An 18,699-nucleotide genomic window follows, 5' to 3' on the forward strand; every position below is an offset into this window, starting at 1 on the left:
AAATTCCCTGCCGGCATGTAAATTGCAGAAGATTTGTCAGATTGCTTTGATTCGCAACAGCATTCTGGTTATATTTGCACGTCTGCAAAAAGTTGACGGTTTGCAGGTGCAGCAAAAGCGGTTTCAAGTCAGGCATGCCGGCCCAACAGGCAGGATCTCGAGAGCGTGCCCGCACGACCTGCGGGCACGGCGCAATGACAAGACGCGGGACCACACACCTATTTGATTGGAGAACACGTAGTGAGTATTTTTAGAACCAAGAATCTGGATGCCATGCTGGCGGCCAGCGCCAAGCCGGGCGGACTCAAAAAGGTGCTCGGCCCGACCGACCTGATCCTGCTCGGTATTGGCGCCATCGTCGGCACCGGTATTTTCGTGCTCACCGGCACGGGCGCCGTCACCGCCGGCCCCGCGCTGACCATCTCCTTCATCGTGGCCGCCATGGCCTGCTGCTTCGCCGCCCTGTGCTACGCCGAGTTCGCCTCGACCGTGCCGGTTGCCGGCTCGATCTATACCTATAGTTACGCCACCCTGGGCGAATTCGTCGCCTGGATGATCGGCTGGGACCTGCTGCTCGAGTACGGCCTGGCCACCTCGACCGTCGCGGTTGGCTGGTCCGGTTATTTTCAGTCGCTGATGTCGGGCTTCGGCCTGGTGCTGCCGGACGCGCTGACCGCCGCCCCGGGCGCCCGCCCCGGCGTCGACACCCTGTTCAACCTTCCGGCTTTCCTGATCATGATCGCGCTGACCGCGATGCTGTCGCTGGGCATGCGCGAATCGGCGCGCGTCAACAACGTCATGGTCATCATCAAGACCGGCGTCGTGCTGCTGTTCATCGCCGTCGGCGTCGGCCATGTCCGTCCGGAGAACTGGGAGCCGTTCATGCCCTACGGCATGGGTGGCGTGATGAGCGCCGCCGCGCTGGTGTTCTTCGCCTTCATCGGCTTCGACGCCGTCACCTCGGCCGCCGAGGAAGTCAAGAACCCGAAGCGTGACCTGCCAATCGGCATCATCGGTTCACTGGTGGTCTGCACCATCCTGTACGTCGTGGTCGCCGCGATCATGACCGGCATCGTGCCGCACCTGGACTTCAAGGGCGTCGACCACCCGGTCTCGCTGGCGCTGCAGGTGGCGGGCGAGAACTGGATCGCCGGCTTCGTCGACCTGGCCGCCATCCTGGGCATGAGCACCGTGATCCTGGTGATGGCCTATGGCCAGACCCGCATCCTGTTCGCCATGTCGCGCGACGGCCTGCTGCCGTCGAAACTGTCGACCGTGCATCCGAAATACGGGACCCCGTTCTTCGCCACCTGGCTGGTGGGCATCATCTTCGGCCTGATCGCCGCCGTGGTGCCGCTGAACGTGCTGGCCGAGCTGGTGAACATCGGCACCCTGGCCGCCTTCACCCTGGTCTCGATCGCCGTGATCGTGCTGCGCAAGAAGCGTCCGGACCTGCCGCGCGCGTTCCGCTGCCCTGGCGTGCCGGTGATCCCGGGCCTGGCGATCGTGTTCTGCCTGGTCTTGATGTCCTTCCTGAGCTGGCATACCTGGCTGGCGTTCGCCATCTGGCTGGCGATCGGCGCCGCCGTCTACTTCGGTTATGCGCGCCAGCGCTCGCTGCTGAACAAGCCGCAGTAATCGCGCTCCACACGGCGGGCCATTCCGGCCCGCCGCATCGCCCCCGCCGGCGCTTCATGTTAATCTGCCATCTTTGACGCCGCGTGCGCGTCCTCGAAGTGGAGATGTCTCATGAGCGCCATCGTGCTCGGCCAGGGCGATGCCCTCCTGATCGTCGACCTGCAGGTCGACTTCCTTCCCGGCGGCAAACTGGGCGTCCCGCATGGCGACCAGGTCATCGCGCCGATCAACCGCCTGATCGACCTGTACCGGGCGCGTGCGCTGCCGGTCTATGCTTCGCGCGACTGGCATCCCGAACTGCATTGCTCCTTCGCCGGCCAGGGCGGCCCATGGCCGCCGCATTGCGTGGCCGGCACCGAAGGCGCCGGCTTTTCTTCCGAACTGACGCTGCCGGACGACGTCATCGTGGTGTCCAAGGCCGACACGGTCGAGGTCGATGCGTATTCCGCCTTCAGCGGCACCGGGCTGGCGCGGGCGCTGCGCGCGCGCGGCATCCGGCGTCTTGCGGTGTGCGGCCTGGCCACCGATTATTGCGTGCTCAACACCGTGCTCGACGGCCTGGCCGACTTCGAGATCCTGATCGTCGCCGAGGCCATGCGCGCGGTCGACGTCCAGCCCGGCGACGGCGACCACGCGATGACCCGCATGCTGGGCGCCGGCGCGGTGCCGGTGCGGCTGTCGGAGCATGGCCTGGTGGCCGACGTGGAGCTGGGCGCGCGTCTTTGACGCCGCGCGATTGCGTCCCTCTGGACGCTGGCGCACGGTAGTCCCTGCAGGGTCGTCCTAGGATCGCCTTTCCATCTTTGCGAAAGGACACCGGCATGACCAGCACCGTAGGAGATTTCCTGATCGAGCGTCTCGGGCAATGGGGCGTGCAGCGCGTCTATGGCTATCCGGGCGACGGCATCAACGGCATCCTGGCCGCCTTCGGGCGCCAGGACGCGATCGAGTTCGTCCAGTGCCGCCACGAAGAGATGTCGGCCTTCATGGCTTGCGGCCACGCCAAGTTCACCAACGAGGTAGGGGTGTGCCTGGCGACTTCCGGTCCCGGCGCCATCCACTTGCTCAATGGCCTGTACGACGCCAAGCTCGATCACCAGCCGGTGGTCGCCATCGTCGGCCAGCAGCAGCGCTCCGCGCTCGGCGCCCACTACCAGCAAGAGGTCGACCTGGTCACGCTGTTCAAGGACGTGGCGGGCGAGTTCGTGCAGATGGCGACCGACGCCGCCCAGGTGCGTCACCTGATCGACCGCGCATTCCGGATCGCCGGGGCGCGGCGCTGCGTGACCTGCATCATCATCCCGAACGACTTGCAGGAAGAAGACGCGGTGCCGCATCCGCCGCGCGAACACGGCAACACCTTCTCGGGCGTCGGCGCCGCGCTGGAGGCGGCGGTGCCGCCCCCGGAAGCGCTGCGCGCCGCCGCCGACCTGCTCAATGCCGGCGACAGGGTCGCGATCCTGGCCGGCGCCGGCGCCCACGGCGCGCTGGACGAACTGGTCGAGGCGGCCGAGCTGCTTGGCGCCGGCATCGCCAAGGCGCTGCTGGGCAAGGCCGTGGTACCGGACGACCTGCCGTTCTGCACCGGCACCATCGGCATGATCGGCACCCAGGCCAGCGACGCGATGATGAAGGAATGCGACACGCTCCTGATGGTCGGCTCCAGCTTCCCGTACGCCGAATTCCTGCCGCAGGAAGGCAGCGTGAAGGCGGTGCAGATCGACGTCGACGCGACCATGCTTGGCCTGCGCTATCCGATGGACGTGAATCTGGCGGGCGACGCACGCGCGACCCTGCGCGCTTTGATTGCGCTGTTGCGGCGCAAGGACGATCGCTCCTGGCGTGCGCGCATCGAGTCGAACGTGGCCGAGAGCTGGCGCGTGCTGGACGAACGCGCGCGTCAGCCGGGCAAGCCGGTCAACCCGCAGCGCGCCTTCAGCGAGCTGTCGCCGCGCCTGCCGTCAGACGTGATCTTGACCGGCGATTCGGGCTCGGTGTCGGCCTGGTATGCGCTGCACCTGCGCCTGCGGCGCGGGATGATGGCGTCGCTGTCGGGCGGCCTGGCGACCATGGGGTCGGCAGTGCCGTATGCGATGGCGGCCAAGATGGCGCATCCGGGACGGCCGGTGATCGCCCTGGCCGGCGACGGCGCCATGCAGATGAACGGCATGAACGGCCTGATCACGATCGCGCGCCACTGGCGCGACTGGGCCAATCCCACGCTCGTGGTGCTGGTGCTGAACAACCGCGACCTGAACTTCGTGACCTGGGAACAGCGCGGCATGCAGGGCGAGCCGAAGTACGAGGCGTCGCAGGAACTGCCCGACTTCTCGTATGCCGAGTACGCGCGCATGCTGGGGCTGGACGGCGTGCGGGTCGACGATCCGGACGCGCTCGGAGCGGCCTGGGACCAGGCCCTGGCGGCCGGCCGGCCCTTCGTGCTCGAAGTGCTGGCCGATCCGAACATTCCGCCATTCCCGCCGCACATCGTCGATGCCCAGGCCGAGAAATATCGGCAGGCGCAAGAGAAGGGCGATCCCGAGGCGGCCGACGTCGAACGCGGCATGCGCCAGCAGGGTGGCGACGCATCGGCGTAAGCAAATTGGCAAGCGATTGCTGCGCTGCGAGATATTATTTTGTAATCCCTCTCTTACATCCTCGCAGCGCGCCTACCGATTTTCGCAACATGGTCCAGCTTGGATAATGTCGGTAATCGTCCATGGGACACTTCACGATGCGAGACATGACACCAATGTTGTTAGCCGACGCGCCGCGCGTCGAGACCGCGCCCCTTGCCACCGCAGAAGGCGCGAAGGACCTGTACTTTTCGCTGTACGCCGATCCGTCAGCGACGCCCCAACAGGCCAAGGACTTCGTGGCCGCCCAGATCGCGGTCGCGCGCGAGCTGCCGTCCGACCTGCCCGCGAACCTGGACCAGCTGCAGGCGTGGATCGAACAGCGCACCGAGATCGTCGGCCAGCAGTACCGCGACTACCTCGCGGCGCGCAAGAACGGTGCGCCGCGCCGCTATTTCTCGTGCCGCGCGCATGCGCTGTACTTCATCAAGGGCGTGGCCCCGACCAAGCTGGTCGACGGCGCCTGGCTGTATGGCCTGACGCGCCAGTGGGACGACGTCGCCTTCCACCCCTTGATCAAGACCTATCTCGAAGAACTGGGCGACGGCCTGCCGGACAAGAACCATGTGACGCTGTACCGCAAGCTGCTGGCCACCCACGGCTGCGAAAGCTGGGAAGACCTGGGCGACGACCATTTCCTGCAAGGCGCGCTGCAGCTGGCGCTGGGCCACCACGCCGAGCATTTCCTGCCCGAAGTCGTCGGCTACAACCTGGGCTACGAACAGCTGCCGCTGCATCTGTTGATCACGTCCTATGAGCTGAACGAACTGGGCATCGACCCGTATTACTTCACCCTGCACGTGACGGTCGATAACGCCGCCAGCGGCCATGCGCGCAAGGCGGTGCAGGCGGTGCACGACCTGATGCCGAAGGTCGGCGACCGCGAAGCCTTCTGGCAGCGCGTGGTCGACGGCTACCGCCTGAACGAACTGGGCGCCAGCACGACCTCGGTGATCGGCGAGTTCGACCTGCAATCTGAACTGGTCGGCATCCTGGCCGCCAAGAGCGGCGTGGGCAAGAACATGCACTCGGATTACTGCCGCGTCGCCGGCCGCTCGGTCAACGACTGGCTGACCGACCCGGCGCAGATCCCGGCCTTCCTGGCCGCCCTCGAAGGCGCCGGCTGGATCAAGCGCGGCGAGGACGTCGAGCATAGCCGCTTCTGGCGCCTGGTCGAAGGCGAGCGGGCCGAGATGTTCGGCGTGTTCAACGCCTACGAATTGCAGGTGCTGCGCGACTGGATCACCTCCACCGCCGACGGCAAGCCGGCCAGCGCCCAGCGCGTGCTGACCGCGCGCGCGCGCCAGCGCACCCTCGACCAACTGGGGCAGGGGGCGCAGCGCAGCCATGCGCATCCAGTGCGCGGCCTAATCCGCCGCCACGCCAACCTGGACGATGCCGACGCCGATAACGAGCTGCGCCTGCTGGAGCAGCAGGTGGCGGCGGCCAACGGCAAGCAGGAGGCCATGCAGCTGCTCGGCCGCCTGCTGTCGCCCGAGATTCACCATACGGCGGTGGGCCTGATGGCTACCCGCATGTACACGCAACTGTTCGACGCCTGAAGCGCCCGCACTGCGACAAACGGCCGGCACGCGATAGAGAGCGCGTGCCGGCCGTGGCTACAAATAAGACTATTACAAGGAAATCACACGTGCAAATCCTCGAACAACGCTTCCTGCGCGGACCGAACGTCCACGCCGATTCGCCATGCCTGCTGTCGGTGGTCGACCTGCAGGACCTGTACGGCAAGTCCACCAAGGACCTGCCCGGCTTCAACCACGCGCTGCTCGAGCTGCTGCCGTCGCTGCACGGCGAGCGCCTGCCCGCCGGCCAGCCCGGCGGCTTCGCCCAGCGCCTGCGCGAAGGCACCTACCTGGGCCGCGTGATCGAGCACGTGACCCTGGAACTGCAAACCCTGGCCGGCGCGCCGGCCAGCTTTGGCCGCACGCGCCCGGTGAGCGGCCGTCCGGGCCAGTTCCGCATCGTGTGCGCCTACAGCTGCGAGAAGCTGGCCGAGCCGGCGTTCGACTTGGCGCTCGACCTGGTCACGGCGCTGGCGCACGGCGACGGTTTCGAGCTGGGGCCGCGCCTGGAGGAGCTGCGCGAGATCGCCGGACGTTATGCGATCGGCACCAGCACCGCCGCGGTGATCGCGGCGGCGCAGGAGCGCGGCATTCCGGTGCAGCGCATCACCGACGAAGCCAATCTGTTCCTGCTGGGCTGGGGCGTCCGGCAAAAACGCCTGCAGGCCACGACCACCGGCGACACCAGCTTCATCGCCGTGAAGATCGCCAGCGACAAGCAGCTGACCAAGGCCTTGCTGAAGGAAGCCGGGGTGCCGGTGCCGGAGGGCGACGTGGTCACTACCGTGGAGTCGGCCCAGCGCGTGGCGCGCCGCCTGAACGGGCCGGTGACTCTGAAGCCGCTGGACGGCAACCAGGGCAAGGGCGTGACGGTCGACTGCAATACGCCGGACGACGTCGCGCGCGCGTTCGAGTTCGCGCGCCAGTACGGGCGCCGCATCATCGTCGAGCGCCATGTGAAGGGGTGCGATTATCGCGTGCTGGTCGCCGGCGGGCGCGTGGCCGCGGCCTCGCGCCGCCGTCCGGCCCACGTGGTGGGCGACGGCATCAAGACCATCCGCGAGCTGGTGGAAATCGAGAACGCCAATCCGGCGCGCGGCGCCGGCCATGCGACGATCCTGACCCGGATCGCGCTCGACGAGCATGCGGCCGACATGCTGTCGCGCCAGGGCTTCGAGTTCGACAGCGTGCTGCCCGTGGGCGTGGTGGCCGAATTGCGCGGCAACGCCAACCTGTCGACCGGCGGGACCGCCGAAGACGTGACCGACCTGCTGCCCGATTCGACGCGCCTGTTGTGCGTGCGTGCAGCCTGCAAGATCGGCCTGGACGTGGCCGGCATCGACATCGTGTGCGAGGACATCGGCCAGCCGCTGGCGGCGCAGCGCGGCGCCGTCATCGAAGTCAACGCGGCGCCCGGCATCCGCATGCACCAGTATCCGAGCGCGGGCGAGGCGCGCGACGCCGGCGAGGCGATCGTCGATGGCCTGATGGGCGCGTCCGATGGCCGCATTCCCGTGATCGCGCTGACCGGCACCAATGGCAAGACCACCACCACCTTGCTGGTCGCGCATGCGGCGCGCATGGCGGGGCGCGTCACCGGCGTGACCACCACCGAGGGCGTCTTCATCGACGGCAAGCAGGTGGTGAAGGGCGACTGCACCGGTTACTGGTCGGCGCGCACGGTGCTGCACGCGCCGGAAGTGGAGATCGCGGTGCTGGAGACGGCGCGCGGCGGCATCCTCAAGCGCGGCCTGGCGTATGACCGTTGCGACGTGGCGGTGGTGCTGAACATCGCGGCCGACCACCTGGGCCTGGACGGCGTCGACACGGTCGAGGACCTGGCGCAGGTGAAGGCGGTGGTGGCGCAATCGGCGTCGAAGGCGGTGGTGCTCAACGCCGAGGACGCGCTGTGCGTGCAGATGGCGCGCCGCGTCAAGCCGGGCGCCGAAGTGCTGTTCTTCTCGATGGATGCCGAAAACCCGGTGCTGCTCAAGCACCTGGAAGACGGCGGCCGCGGCGCCTACCTGCAGGACGGCGCAGTGGTGATCGCCGACGGCCATATCCAGCAGGCGGTGATCAAGGTCGAAAGCATGCCGGTGGCCTTAGGCGGCCTGGCCCGCTTCAACATCGCCAATGCGCTGGCCGCTGCGGCGGCCCTGATGGCGTCCGACTTCAGCCACCTGCAGATCGCCGCCGGCCTGTCCACTTTTGTGTCGAACGGCCGCACCAACCCGCTGCGCACGAACATGTTCGACGTGCGCGGCGTGACGGTGATCGTCGACTACGCCCACAACCCGGCGGCATACGCCGCCATGGCCGACATGGCGCGCGGCATGCTCCCGGGCCAACTGGTCGGCATCGTGACCGCCCCCGGCGACCGCCGCGACAGCGACCTGCGCGAAGTGGGCAAAGTATGCGGCGCCCGCTTTGACGAACTGGTGGTCTACGAATCGCAAAGCCGCGGCCGCGCCGTGGGCGAAGCGGTCGACCTGATCCTGGCCGGCGCCGAAGAAGCAGTCGGCCTGACCGACACCCTGCACCGCGAACTGGAAGTAGGCAACGCCATCCGCCTGGGCCTGAGCCTGTGCGAGCCAGGCGACGTCCTGGTCTTCGCCTGCGGCTCGTCGCTCCAGGTCTTCGTCGACGCCATCCGCGCCACCGACCCCGAAAGCGCCGACCTGATCGCCGCCCAAACCACCTGACTCGGTCGCCCTGGCCGTCCCTCAATGAGGGTCAGAGTAAAATTGTTGGGCAATTTCCCAAATTCGCCCCGCAATCAATGAGGGTCAGCGTCGAATTATTGGCCAATAGCTTGGCGGACAACTAGGGTCGGAGTCGAATTAACGGCTCATCCGTGAAAGTTGTCAAACAATTCGACTCTCGTATATTGAAGGTGCCGCGGCGGAGCTGGTCTATGATGGCGACGAAGCGGTCGGGCGGAGTGATGCCGAACGACTCGAGTGCCGTTGAGCACGTGGGTCAGATAGGTGCCTCTGCCCGTTTCATTTTGTTAGTCCGAACGGTATCTTGGGCCATCGCACACGGCGTGGAGCCCGCATACGAGAGAGGCCAAAAATGAACACGACACGTAATGACGTGCTGGGAATCGATGTCAGCAAGAAGAAGCTAGACTTGGCCTTGCTGATCAATGGGAAGTTGAAGGCGAAGGTATTCGATAACACATCCGCAGGGCATCGTGCGCTGGTGGAGTGGTTACGTGACTCCAAAGCATCGCTGGCGACGCTGCACATCTGTATGGAGGCGACAGGTGTGTACTACGAGGCGATCGCCACGACGCTCCACGCTGAGGGATTCAAGGTCAGCGTGGTTAATCCAGCCTGTATCAAGGGCTTTGGATCGGGCGAGAACATCCGCAACAAGAATGACGAAATCGACGCTGCCTTGATCGCGCGTTATTGCGCGGCGATGAATCCGGAGCCTTGGGTTGCGCCGCCGCTTGAGCAGCGCCAGCTGCGTGCATGGACCTTGCGCGTGCAGTCCCTGAAGGACATTCGGCAGCAGGAACAGAACCGCATAGAAGCGCACATCGTGGCAGGCTTACAAGACGTTGCCGACAACGTCGCTGAGCACATCAAATGGCTTGATGCCGAGATTCGAAAGCTGCAGGATGATATCGACGATCACATTGATCGCCATCCAGGATTGAAGAACGATGCCGCACTCATCGCCAGTATCCCTGGGCTGGGGATGACGACGGTTGCCCGCATACTTGGCCATCTTGGCGACATTCGTCGCTTCAAAAACGCGAAAGCCTTCGCTGCCTTCCTGGGCGTCACACCCAAACAGCGAACCTCGGGCACGTCGCTCAAAGGCCGCACAATGCTCTGCAAAACCGGCAGCACATCGCTACGGGCAGCGCTTTTCATGCCCAGTATGGTCGCACGCCGACACAATCCAATCCTGCATCAATTCGCCGAACGCCTATTAGCGAACGGCATGGCCAAGCGAGCAGTGATCAGCGCTGTTACCCATAAGCTAGCGCATCTGATCTACGGCGTCGTTCGAACCGGCAAGCCATTTGACGCCAATTACCTTCACAAAAACCTTGCAATCCAAGACGGTATCTGACCCTAATGCCGCTAAGTTAACGATCTTTGCGGCATTTTTTCGTTGTAAACGTGGCTCAGAAATGTTAACTTTCGGCCATGCTTTCTGATGCCATCCCCCTCGTCATTGACCTACCTAATCCTCTTGAGTGGAGCCGCCTTGGCGAACATCTGCCCTACGAATGGGTGGAAGCTGCGTTAGTAGCGAACGATAAAGCGACTATCCGCTCTCGGCGGTTACCCGCGCAGCAGGTCGTCTGGCTAGTCATTGCTCTGGCGATCTATCGACACCGTTCCGTCAAGGACATTGTCGACTCGCTCGACCTGGCATTGCCCGAGTTGGCAGACCGTTGCATCACCTCCAGCGCGACAACGCAAGCTCGACAACGCTTGGGCTCCGAGCCGCTTGAATGGTTGTTTCACAAGTCGTCGCGGCAGTGGATTGCGCACGATGAAGCGCATTATCTGTTCAAGGGCTTGCATCTGCTTGCCATGGATGGCACGACATTGCGCCTGGCAGATAGCCCAGACAATCGCGAGCACTTTGGTTCTCAAATCTACCCCAACAACAAGGTTGCCAGCTATCCACAAGCACGCGGCGTGACCCTGATGATGATGGAAACCCAACTGATCCGTGATGCCCGTTTTGGACGCTACGACATCAGCGAAACGACGCATGCCCACTCTCTGCTCGAGAGCATTCCTGACGACTCGCTCACTGTGTTTGACCGAGGCTTTCTGTCAGCGCAACTACTATGCAATCTCGTCAACCATGGAACGAATCGACACTTCCTTGTTCCCGCCAAGAGCAACACCAAATGGACTCTAATCCTAGGCACGGACGACGATGGCATCGTGGAAATGATTGTCTCGCCTGCTGCACGCAAAAAAGATCCCGCTCTGCCAGAGACTTGGCGCGTGCGCGCCGTAAGAACACCGGATGACGGATCGGGAAAACAGCGGTACCTGCTTACGTCGCTGATGGATAGCAAGAAGTTCAAGGCGGTTGACTTGATTGCTTGTTATCTCCGACGCTGGCGTATCGAAACAAGTTATAGGGAACTGAAGCAGTCAATGATGGGCTCGGAGTTGACCCTGCGCAGCATGACGGTCAGCGGTACCGAGCAGGAAATCTGGGGGGCGATGATCGCTTATAACCTGATTCGCGTTGAGATCGCCAAGGCCGCGCTGGAAGCGAAATGCGAACCGACGAGCATCAGTTTTACTACTGCCCTGATGACCATCCAGAACGAGTTGATGATGACCGGCCCAGCAACAGCACAAGGGAGGATACCGGAGATGCTTAAGCGCTTACGTGGACGGTTGGTACTCGAACTGAAAGCGCAACGACCCGGACGAAAATTTGACCGCGTCGTTAAGGCAGTAGCTCAACGGTATACAGAAAAACGGCTATCGAGAAAACCTTAACTTAGCGGCATTAGGGTCAGAGTCGAATTATTGAGCAATTGCTCAAATACGCCGGCGAATTAATTGGGGTCGGAGTGAGATGCACCGGATTGGTGGACAGGGTTAATCAGGTACACCTGTGCATTTTTTCCACCTGAGCGGGCGTTCGGTAGCCGAGGGTTTGGTGGAGGCGCTGTTGATTGTAATACACGTCGATGTAATCAGCGATTGCAGCCAATGCTGACTCGTGATTATCGTAGATCGTGTGATGGGTTACTTCGTTCTTCAGGTTCGAAAAGAAGCTCTCTGCCACGGCATTGTCGTGGCAGTTTCCTCGCCTGCTCATGCTTGGTCGCGCCTGCTGATCCTTCAGATAATTTCTGAATATGGCGGAGGCGAACTGCGAGCCTTGATCGGTGTGACAGATCAGACCTGCTTGCGGTTTTTGCTGCTCAAATCCATTCTGCAGCGCTGCGATTGCCAGCTTCGCAGTTTGACTTGCACCGGTGGTCCAGCCGACGACGCGATGTGTGCATAGGTCGATGAATGCGGCCAGATGGAGGGGGCCGTTGCGGGTTGCGATCTGGGTCATGTCGCCTACCCACACCTTGTTTGGCGCCTTCCTGTCGAATGCACGCTTGACCAAGTCATCTGCTGGCGGTTCGAGTTTTTGGTAGGTGCGCATTTTTCTAAAGCGCGCGCTGCGACGCGTCTCAATGCCTGCGATACGACGCAACTTGGCCACGCGATTACGGCCGCAAGGTAGTCCTTCGGCTTGTAGCAGATGCCACATCTTGATCGTGCCAGGAGCATGGCGGTGGGCTTCGTGCAGTTCCTCGATGCGTGAACGCAGCGCCGCATCCTGGCTGCTACGCTTGCTTTCCGGGCGCTCGCGCGATGCATAGCAACCGCTACGGCTGACCTTCAACAAGCGGCACATCATGGCCACCGGATGTACCCCAATGTGCTCATGAATGAATGCGTACTTTACGGCTTGCGTCGCGCAAAGTACGCTTCCGCTTTTTTTAAGATGGTGTTCTCCAGCTTGAGGCGCTCATTTTCACGACGCAGCTTAGCAAGTTCATCTTCTTCCACTCCGGCCGGGCGACCAGGGCCCTTAAATGCCTTGTCAGTACCAGCTTCCTCGAGCCGTTTGGCCCACTTGTACAGCTGATTGCGCGGCACTCCAAGCTCAAGAGCGAGCGCCGTTGCGTTACCTTCCTGCTTGAGTCTGGCGACGGCACGCTTCTTGAAGTCGCTGGTGTGAATGGTGCGCTTTGCAGCTGGGGTCTTAGTGTCATCCATAGGCTCCATTGTCTCCTATTCTGGATGTCCACCAAACCCGGGCTACCTCAGAGTCGAATTATTGGCCAATTGCTCCGCAGATAATTAGGGTCAGAGTCGATTTAACGGCTCATCAGCAAAAGTTGTCAAACAATTCGACACTGACCCTGATTGGATTCGACACTGACCCTGATTGGACCCTGATTGGAGATGGGGAAAGAAAACGGCCCGGGAGGGCCGTTGGGTCAGATCGTGGCGGCGTCGATGCGGCGCGCGAGGTCGGGGCGGGTGGGGCGCAGGGCCTCGGTCAGTTCGGAGATCGAGGAGCCGCAGCCGAAGACCAGCACGTCGCCCGGACGGCACATCGACAGGCCCAGGCGGATCGCGCGGTGCACGTCCAGTTCCACCTGCAGTTGCTCGGCGTCGATCTTGCCGAGCTTGGCGCCGCGCGCCAGCAGGGTGGCGGTTTCGCCGGCGGGGCGGCCGCGGTTCTCGGTTTCGTAGATCACCAGTTCGTCGAAGCCGGCGGCGCAGGTTCGGCCGATGTCGACCAGGTCGGCGTCGCGGCGGTCGCCAGGGGCGGCGACCACCCCGACCAGGCGGCCCGGCGTCATCGCGCGCGCCATCTCGGCCAGGGCGGCGTAGGCCGCGCAGTTGTGGGCGTAGTCGACCACCACCGTCACGCCGTCCACGTCGAACAGGTTCGAACGCAGCGGATTGTGCTTGCTGTCCGAGACGAAGCCGCGCAGGCCGTCGGCGATCTCGTGGTTGGCGAAGCCGCAGGCGATCAAGGCCGCCGCCGCCGCCATCGCGTTGGCGATGTTGTAGCGCGCGCGCCCGCCCAGCGAAGAGGGCATCTCGCGCACGTCCATCAGCGCTTCGTGGCGCAGGCCGCTCGCGATCACGATCGTCGAATCCTGCAGGTAGACCCCGCGCCCGCCGTGCTCCACATGGCGCAGCAGCACCGGATCCTCGGCGTCCAGCGCGAAATAGATGATCTCGACGCCGTCGGCCAGCTCGGCCGCCATCCGCACGCAATACGTGTCCTCGGCATTGAGCACCACCGCGCGCGAGGCGCGCTTGGCCACCACCGCCTTCACCCTCGCCAGGTCGTCGATGGTGTCGATCCCGTCCAGCCCCAGATGGTCGGCCGAGACGTTCAGCACCACCGCCACGTCGCAGCGGTCGTACGCCAGGCCGCGCTTGAGGATGCCGCCGCGCGCCGTTTCCAGCACCGCGAAGTCGACGTCCGGCGCGCCCAGCACGCTGCGCGCCGAATGGTAGCCGGTGCAGTCGCCTTCATAGGCCAGCTGGCCGTTCAGGTAGACGCCGCTGGTGGTGGTCACGCCGGTGCGCAGGCCCGCCATGCGCACCGTGTGCTCGATCAAGAGGCTGGTGGTGGTCTTGCCGTTGGTGCCGGTGACGGCCACCAGGGGGATGCGTCCGTTGCAGCCGCCGAACAGCGCCTCGACGATGGCGTCGCCGGCGTCGCGCGGCGTGCCGCGGCTCGGGTACTGGTGCATGCGGATGCCCGGCGCCGCGTTGACCTCGATGACGCCGCCACGTTGGGCGCGCAGCGGCAGCGCGATGTCTTCGCAGATGATGTCGATGCCCGCCACGTCCAGGCCGATGGTGCGCGCGGCGCGGATGCAGATGTCGCGCGTCTCTTCCGGCAGCAGGTCGGTCACGTCCTCGGCGGTGCCGCCGGTCGACAGGTTGGCGTTGCCGCGCAGGTCGGCGCTCACGCCATCGTGCAGGACCGTGTCGAGGTCATATCCCTGCCGGGCCAGCGTCTCGTCGGCCAGGGCGTCGAGCGGAATTTTGGTGAGGATGTTGGTGTGGCCATCGCCGCGCGCCGGGTTGCGGTTTTCAAGCTCGACCAGCTCGCGGATGGTCGACTTGCCGTCGCCCGTCACGTGCGGCGTACGGCGCCAGGAGGCGGCCGCGATCTTGCCGCCCGTGACCAGCACGCGGTAGTCGCGGCCGCGCAGGTATTCCTCGACGATCACGCGCCGGCCATGCTTGCGCGCGAACTCGAAGGCGCGCGCCACGGCGTCAAGGCCGACGCAGTCGACGGTCACGCCCTTGCCCTGGTTGGCGTCCAGCGGCTTGATCGCCACCGGCCGCCCGAGCCGGCGCGCGATGCGCTGGGCCGCTTCGACCGTGGTGACGACGTCGCCTTCCGGCACCGGCACGCCGGCCCCGTCGAGCAGCGCCTTGGTCAGTTGCTTGTCGCTGGCGATGCCCACCGCGATCGAGTTGGTGGCGCCGGTGATGGTCGCCTGCAGCCGCTTCTGGCGGCTGCCCCAGCCCAGCTGGAACAGGTTTGCCGAATCAAGCAGGCGCAGGGCCGGGATGCCGCGCCGCAGGGCGGCGTTGACGACGGCGCCGGTGCTGGTGCCGATCGCATGGTGCTCGGCGGTGTCGCGCAATTCGGCGACGGCGGCGTCCAGGTCGAAGGCCTGGTCGAGCGCCAGCGCGTCGAGCAGGGCGATCGCGGTGCGCAGCGCTTCCTCGGCCACTTGCTCGATCGCGTAGCCGCATACCACGCGGCGGCGCTCGGGCTGTCCCAGGACCGGCAGGGTGGCGCTGTGCTCATCCGGGGCGCCGGCCAGGCGCTGCAACTCCATGACCACCGGTTCGAGCGCGTCGACCAGCAGCGCGTCGTCGGCGAGGCGCACCGCGGCCTCGAGCGGCAGCGCCGGCAGCAGTGCGAGCAGGCGCGCGGAAAAGCCGCGGCCCTTGGCGCCGCCGTTGTCCACCAGCGCCATCAGGCACGGACTGGCGGCGTACAGATTGGGCCCGCGCAGCAGGCGTTTTTCCTTGATTCTCATGACAGTGTCGTCCGTTTGGTGACGTTTTCCAGGAAGTCCAGCAGCTGGGGCGGCACGCGCTTGCCGGTCTGCTCCTGGCCATCGGGCAGTGCATATTTGCTGCCGGCCGGCAGCAGGTGCAGGCGCACGTCGATCAGCTCCGGCGTGGCGCGGTCCTTGATCTCGGCCACATTGGTGCTCATCGAGCGACCGTCGACCACGGTCACCGCGCCTTCGCCCACCACCTCGATGCCGACCCCGCGCTCGACGATCAGGGCCGTGTCTTCGTCGATGCCGATCCCCTGCAGATAGGGGTTCTGGGCCACCACCGACAACAGGCGCGACAGGCGCTGGCGTTCCGAGAAGTGCTGGTCGACCACCACGCGGTGCAGGAATCCGAGACCCGCGCCCAGGCTCACCGAGCCTTTCTCGGGCAGCAGGTCGGTGCGGCCTTGCGCCAGCATGTGACCCGACATGGCCGAGGCCCCGGCGCTGGTGCCGCCGATGGTGGCGCCGCGCACCTTGAGGGCGTTGTGCATCTCGGCGTCCATGGCGGTGCCGCCGATCAGGGCCAGCAGGCGTTTCTGGTCGCCGCCGGTCATGAAGATGCCGTCGGCCTCGCCCACCTTGCGCACGAAGTCTTCGCTGTTGGCGTCTTCGCGGCTGGTGATCTCGCAGTGGGCGCGTTCCTTCACGCCCAGTGTGCCGAACACGCCGTCGTAGATCTGCCACATTTCATCGGCGATCTGGCTGGCCGCCGTGATCACCACGATGCGCGCGCTGGCGCCGCCCGACAGTTCGACGAAGCGCGACAGGATTTCCATGTCGTGCTTGCGGTCTTCGCCGCCGCCGATGATGACCAGGTGGCCGTTCTTCTGTTTCGCTTGTTCGCTCATCGTTGCACCATTTTCGAGTAAGGCATGTCGCTGTTGCTGCAGGCGCCGGCGTCATGACGGCTGACCGCGATCAGCCCGACCTTGATCTCCGGCGCGAACAGGTCGATTCCGCGCTGCAGCGCCCGGTCGAGCGGCATGCCGTCTCCGATCCAGCCATAGACCGTGCGCGCCAGCAGGTGGCGCACGATGTGTTCGCCGATACCGGTCGCCGCCACCGCGCCTTCCGGCCCGGCATAGAAGCCGCTGCCGATGATCGGGGTGTCGCCGACGCGACCGAGCAGCGACGGCGCCGAGCCGCCGGTGGAGCAGGCCACCGCGAAGTGGCCGTCGGCGCCGCGCACCACGGCGCCGACCGTGTCGCAGGCGACGCCTTCGGGCAGGTTCAACGGGGTGTTGTAGTTCCAGAAGCGCTCGAACAGCGCGTTGTTCACGCCCGGCATGACCGGCACCGAGCCGGCCAGCTGCGTCATGATCTTGCGATGCGCGGCGCGCTGGCGTTCCGACGTCGGCAGGCTCTCGGGCATGCCGATCGCGCGCGCGAAGCGCGTGGCGCCGTCGCCGGCCAGCAGCCAGTGCGGCGTGTCGGCCACCGCGCGCGCCAGCTGCACCGGGTTCTTCACCGATTGCACGCAGGCGATCGCGCCAAGGCGGCCGCGGGTATCCATGATCGAGGCATCCATTTCGACGGTGGCGCCGTCGAGGCACAGCACCGAACCGCTGCCGGCGTTGAAGCGGCCATCGTCTTCGAGGGCGCTGACTGCGGCGATGGCGGCGTCCAGCGCCTCGCCGTTGACTTCCAGCTGCGCCAATGCGCGGCGCGCGGCGAGAACGCAGCCATCTTCGTTCTCGCGCGACGCGCCGGCGCCACCGTGTACCACGACGGCGCCAGCTTGTTGAGGCTTGCTCATCTCGTCCAATCCTTTTGCATTATTGTTATCGTCATTGGTCGCGCAGCTCCGTGTGCGACCAGCAGACATTATGCAAAAGCAACCGTCTGAACCATATCGGTAGCGCCGCCGTGTGTATGTAAGAGGCCGCTTACAGGGCAATCCAAATCTGGTAACATACCGCCCCTTCGATATAAAGGTTCCTATGGCGCACGCTTGCGGCGTTGACTTCGGCACGTCCAACTCCACTGTCGGCTGGCTCCGGCCAGGCACGACCCACTCCGCCCCCACGGCGCTCCTGACGCTCGAGGATGGCAAGCCCACCTTGCCGTCGGTGGTGTTCTTCAATGCCGACGACGAGCGGGTCAGCTATGGGCGCGCGGCGCTGGCCGAATACCTCGAGGGTTACGAGGGCCGCCTCATGCGCTCGCTCAAGAGCCTGCTCGGCACCAGCCTGATCGACGGCCAGACCGAGGTCGCCGGCCGCGCGCTGCCGTTCCGCGCGCTGCTGTCGCAATTCATCGGTGAGGTGAAGCGCCGCGCCGAAAGCCAGGCCGGCGTGCCGTTCGAGCGCGCGGTGTTCGGCCGTCCCGTCTTCTTCATCGACGACGACCCGCAGGCCGACCAGCTGGCCGAGGACACGCTGCGCGAGGTGGCGCAGGCGGTCGGCTTCAAGGAGATCGGTTTCCAGTACGAGCCGATCGCCGCCGCCTTCGACTACGAGGCGCGGATCGAGCGCGAGGAACTGGTCCTGATCGCCGACATCGGCGGCGGCACCTCGGACTTTTCGCTGCTGCGCCTCGGCCCGCAGCGCGCCGCGCGCAGCGACCGGCGCGACGACATCCTGGCCAATGGCGGCGTGCACATCGGCGGCACCGATTTCGACAAGTACCTGAGCCTGGCCAGCGTGATGCCGCTGCTCGGTTACGGCAGCAGCCTGCGTTCGGGCGCGGCGATCCCGTCCAGCTATTACTTCAACCTGGCGACCTGGCATACGATCAACCAGGCCTACACGCGCAAGAGCGTGACGCAGCTGGCCGACCTGGCGCGCGACGCGGCCGAGCCAGGCAAGATCGGGCGCCTGCAGAACCTGATCGACGAGCGCGCCGGCCACTGGTTGGCGATCCAGGTGGAGGGCGCCAAGATCGCGCTGTCCGACGCCGACACGGTGCGCCTGCAGCTCGATCGCCTGGCGCCGCCCGAGACCCTCGACGTCGCCCGCGCGCAGTTCGAGGCGGCCATTGCCGGCCTGGTCGACCAGGTGGCGACCACGGTGAGTAAACTGTTCGCGGATGCCGGGGTGAAGCCGGAGGACGTGGATACGGTATTCTTCACGGGCGGCTCGAGCGGCGTCGGCCTGCTGCGCGAGCGCATCGGCGCCATGGTGCCGGGCGCGCGCCGCGTGGAGGGCGACCTGTTCGGCAGCATCGGCACCGGCCTGGCGCTGGACGCGCTGCGCAGGTTCGGCTGAAGGTCTGGCCCGACCGC

Annotated in this window: 13 protein-coding genes; 8 read left to right on the forward strand and 5 right to left on the reverse strand. The window is 65.2% G+C overall.

What is annotated here, in order from left to right; translation table 11 throughout:
• Positions 1-240 precede the first annotated feature (240 nt).
• From KY496_RS03795 to KY496_RS03825, 7 genes are all read left to right on the forward strand, one after another.
• On the forward strand, positions 241-1,638 hold the full coding sequence (locus KY496_RS03795) for an amino acid permease (RefSeq protein WP_273163547.1): 1,398 nt from the start codon (positions 241-243) through the stop codon (positions 1,636-1,638).
• Between the two features lie 111 nt (positions 1,639-1,749).
• Positions 1,750-2,364, forward strand: a complete 615-nt coding sequence (locus tag KY496_RS03800) for an isochorismatase family protein (protein ID WP_005670365.1) — start codon at positions 1,750-1,752, stop codon at positions 2,362-2,364.
• A 95-nt stretch (positions 2,365-2,459) separates the two neighbouring features.
• Positions 2,460-4,235 carry a thiamine pyrophosphate-requiring protein gene (locus KY496_RS03805; RefSeq protein WP_184237337.1) on the forward strand — a complete coding sequence of 592 codons (1,776 nt, stop codon included), beginning with the start codon at positions 2,460-2,462 and terminating at the stop codon, positions 4,233-4,235.
• 146 nt (positions 4,236-4,381) lie between these two features.
• The gene (locus KY496_RS03810; protein WP_157225697.1) at positions 4,382-5,836 is read left to right on the forward strand and encodes an iron-containing redox enzyme family protein; all 1,455 of its coding nucleotides are present in this window, start codon (positions 4,382-4,384) and stop codon (positions 5,834-5,836) included.
• A gap of 89 nt (positions 5,837-5,925) precedes the next feature.
• The gene (gene cphA / locus KY496_RS03815; protein ID WP_219863946.1) at positions 5,926-8,559 is read left to right on the forward strand and encodes a cyanophycin synthetase; all 2,634 of its coding nucleotides are present in this window, start codon (positions 5,926-5,928) and stop codon (positions 8,557-8,559) included.
• A gap of 373 nt (positions 8,560-8,932) precedes the next feature.
• Positions 8,933-9,946: an IS110 family transposase gene (locus tag KY496_RS03820; RefSeq protein ID WP_005664362.1), complete on the forward strand. Its 1,014-nt coding sequence runs from the start codon at positions 8,933-8,935 to the stop codon at positions 9,944-9,946.
• 77 nt (positions 9,947-10,023) lie between these two features.
• Positions 10,024-11,352 (forward strand): IS4 family transposase, encoded by a 1,329-nt coding sequence (locus tag KY496_RS03825; protein WP_219863948.1) that lies wholly within the window; start codon positions 10,024-10,026, stop codon positions 11,350-11,352.
• Positions 11,353-11,458: 106 nt separating this feature from the next.
• Here the strand turns inward: KY496_RS03825 and KY496_RS03830 are convergent, their stop codons facing one another.
• From KY496_RS03830 to KY496_RS03850, 5 genes are all read right to left on the reverse strand, one after another.
• Positions 11,459-12,307 (reverse strand): IS3 family transposase, encoded by an 849-nt coding sequence (locus KY496_RS03830; protein ID WP_229520521.1) that lies wholly within the window; start codon positions 12,305-12,307, stop codon positions 11,459-11,461.
• A gap of 11 nt (positions 12,308-12,318) precedes the next feature.
• Positions 12,319-12,636: a transposase gene (locus tag KY496_RS03835; RefSeq protein WP_005671221.1), complete on the reverse strand. Its 318-nt coding sequence runs from the start codon at positions 12,634-12,636 to the stop codon at positions 12,319-12,321.
• A gap of 224 nt (positions 12,637-12,860) precedes the next feature.
• Positions 12,861-15,449, reverse strand: a complete 2,589-nt coding sequence (gene cphA, locus KY496_RS03840; protein ID WP_219863950.1) for a cyanophycin synthetase — start codon at positions 15,447-15,449, stop codon at positions 12,861-12,863.
• Positions 15,446-16,324, reverse strand: coding sequence for a cyanophycinase (locus KY496_RS03845; RefSeq protein ID WP_219863952.1), 879 nt, complete (start codon positions 16,322-16,324; stop codon positions 15,446-15,448). The genes cphA (KY496_RS03840) and KY496_RS03845 overlap by 4 nt, the downstream gene beginning before the upstream one ends.
• Complete coding sequence (locus KY496_RS03850) at positions 16,321-17,232, reverse strand: isoaspartyl peptidase/L-asparaginase (RefSeq protein WP_219863954.1); 912 nt, start codon at positions 17,230-17,232, stop codon at positions 16,321-16,323. The genes KY496_RS03845 and KY496_RS03850 overlap by 4 nt, the downstream gene beginning before the upstream one ends.
• A gap of 184 nt (positions 17,233-17,416) precedes the next feature.
• On the opposite strand from KY496_RS03850, the gene KY496_RS03855 reads away from it, so the two are divergent.
• Positions 17,417-18,682 (forward strand): Hsp70 family protein, encoded by a 1,266-nt coding sequence (locus KY496_RS03855; protein WP_219863956.1) that lies wholly within the window; start codon positions 17,417-17,419, stop codon positions 18,680-18,682.
• Positions 18,683-18,699: the final 17 nt, after the last annotated feature.

Origin of the sequence: Massilia sp. NP310, assembly GCF_019443485.1 — a bacterium.
Lineage (GTDB): Bacteria > Pseudomonadota > Gammaproteobacteria > Burkholderiales > Burkholderiaceae_D > Telluria > Telluria timonae.

Bases quoted from the DNA above. Each gene is read 5' to 3' on its own strand.
- KY496_RS03845 (WP_219863952.1), bottom strand. From the start codon at position 16,324: ATGAGCGAACAAGCGAAACAGAAGAACGGCCACCTGGTCATCATCGGC.
- KY496_RS03800 (WP_005670365.1), top strand. From the start codon at position 1,750: ATGAGCGCCATCGTGCTCGGCCAGGGCGATGCCCTCCTGATCGTCGAC.
- KY496_RS03825 (WP_219863948.1), top strand. From the start codon at position 10,024: ATGCTTTCTGATGCCATCCCCCTCGTCATTGACCTACCTAATCCTCTT.
- KY496_RS03855 (WP_219863956.1), top strand. From the start codon at position 17,417: ATGGCGCACGCTTGCGGCGTTGACTTCGGCACGTCCAACTCCACTGTC.
- KY496_RS03820 (WP_005664362.1), top strand. From the start codon at position 8,933: ATGAACACGACACGTAATGACGTGCTGGGAATCGATGTCAGCAAGAAG.
- KY496_RS03805 (WP_184237337.1), top strand. From the start codon at position 2,460: ATGACCAGCACCGTAGGAGATTTCCTGATCGAGCGTCTCGGGCAATGG.
- cphA (WP_219863950.1), bottom strand. From the start codon at position 15,449: ATGAGAATCAAGGAAAAACGCCTGCTGCGCGGGCCCAATCTGTACGCC.
- KY496_RS03850 (WP_219863954.1), bottom strand. From the start codon at position 17,232: ATGAGCAAGCCTCAACAAGCTGGCGCCGTCGTGGTACACGGTGGCGCC.
- KY496_RS03835 (WP_005671221.1), bottom strand. From the start codon at position 12,636: ATGGATGACACTAAGACCCCAGCTGCAAAGCGCACCATTCACACCAGC.
- KY496_RS03810 (WP_157225697.1), top strand. From the start codon at position 4,382: ATGACACCAATGTTGTTAGCCGACGCGCCGCGCGTCGAGACCGCGCCC.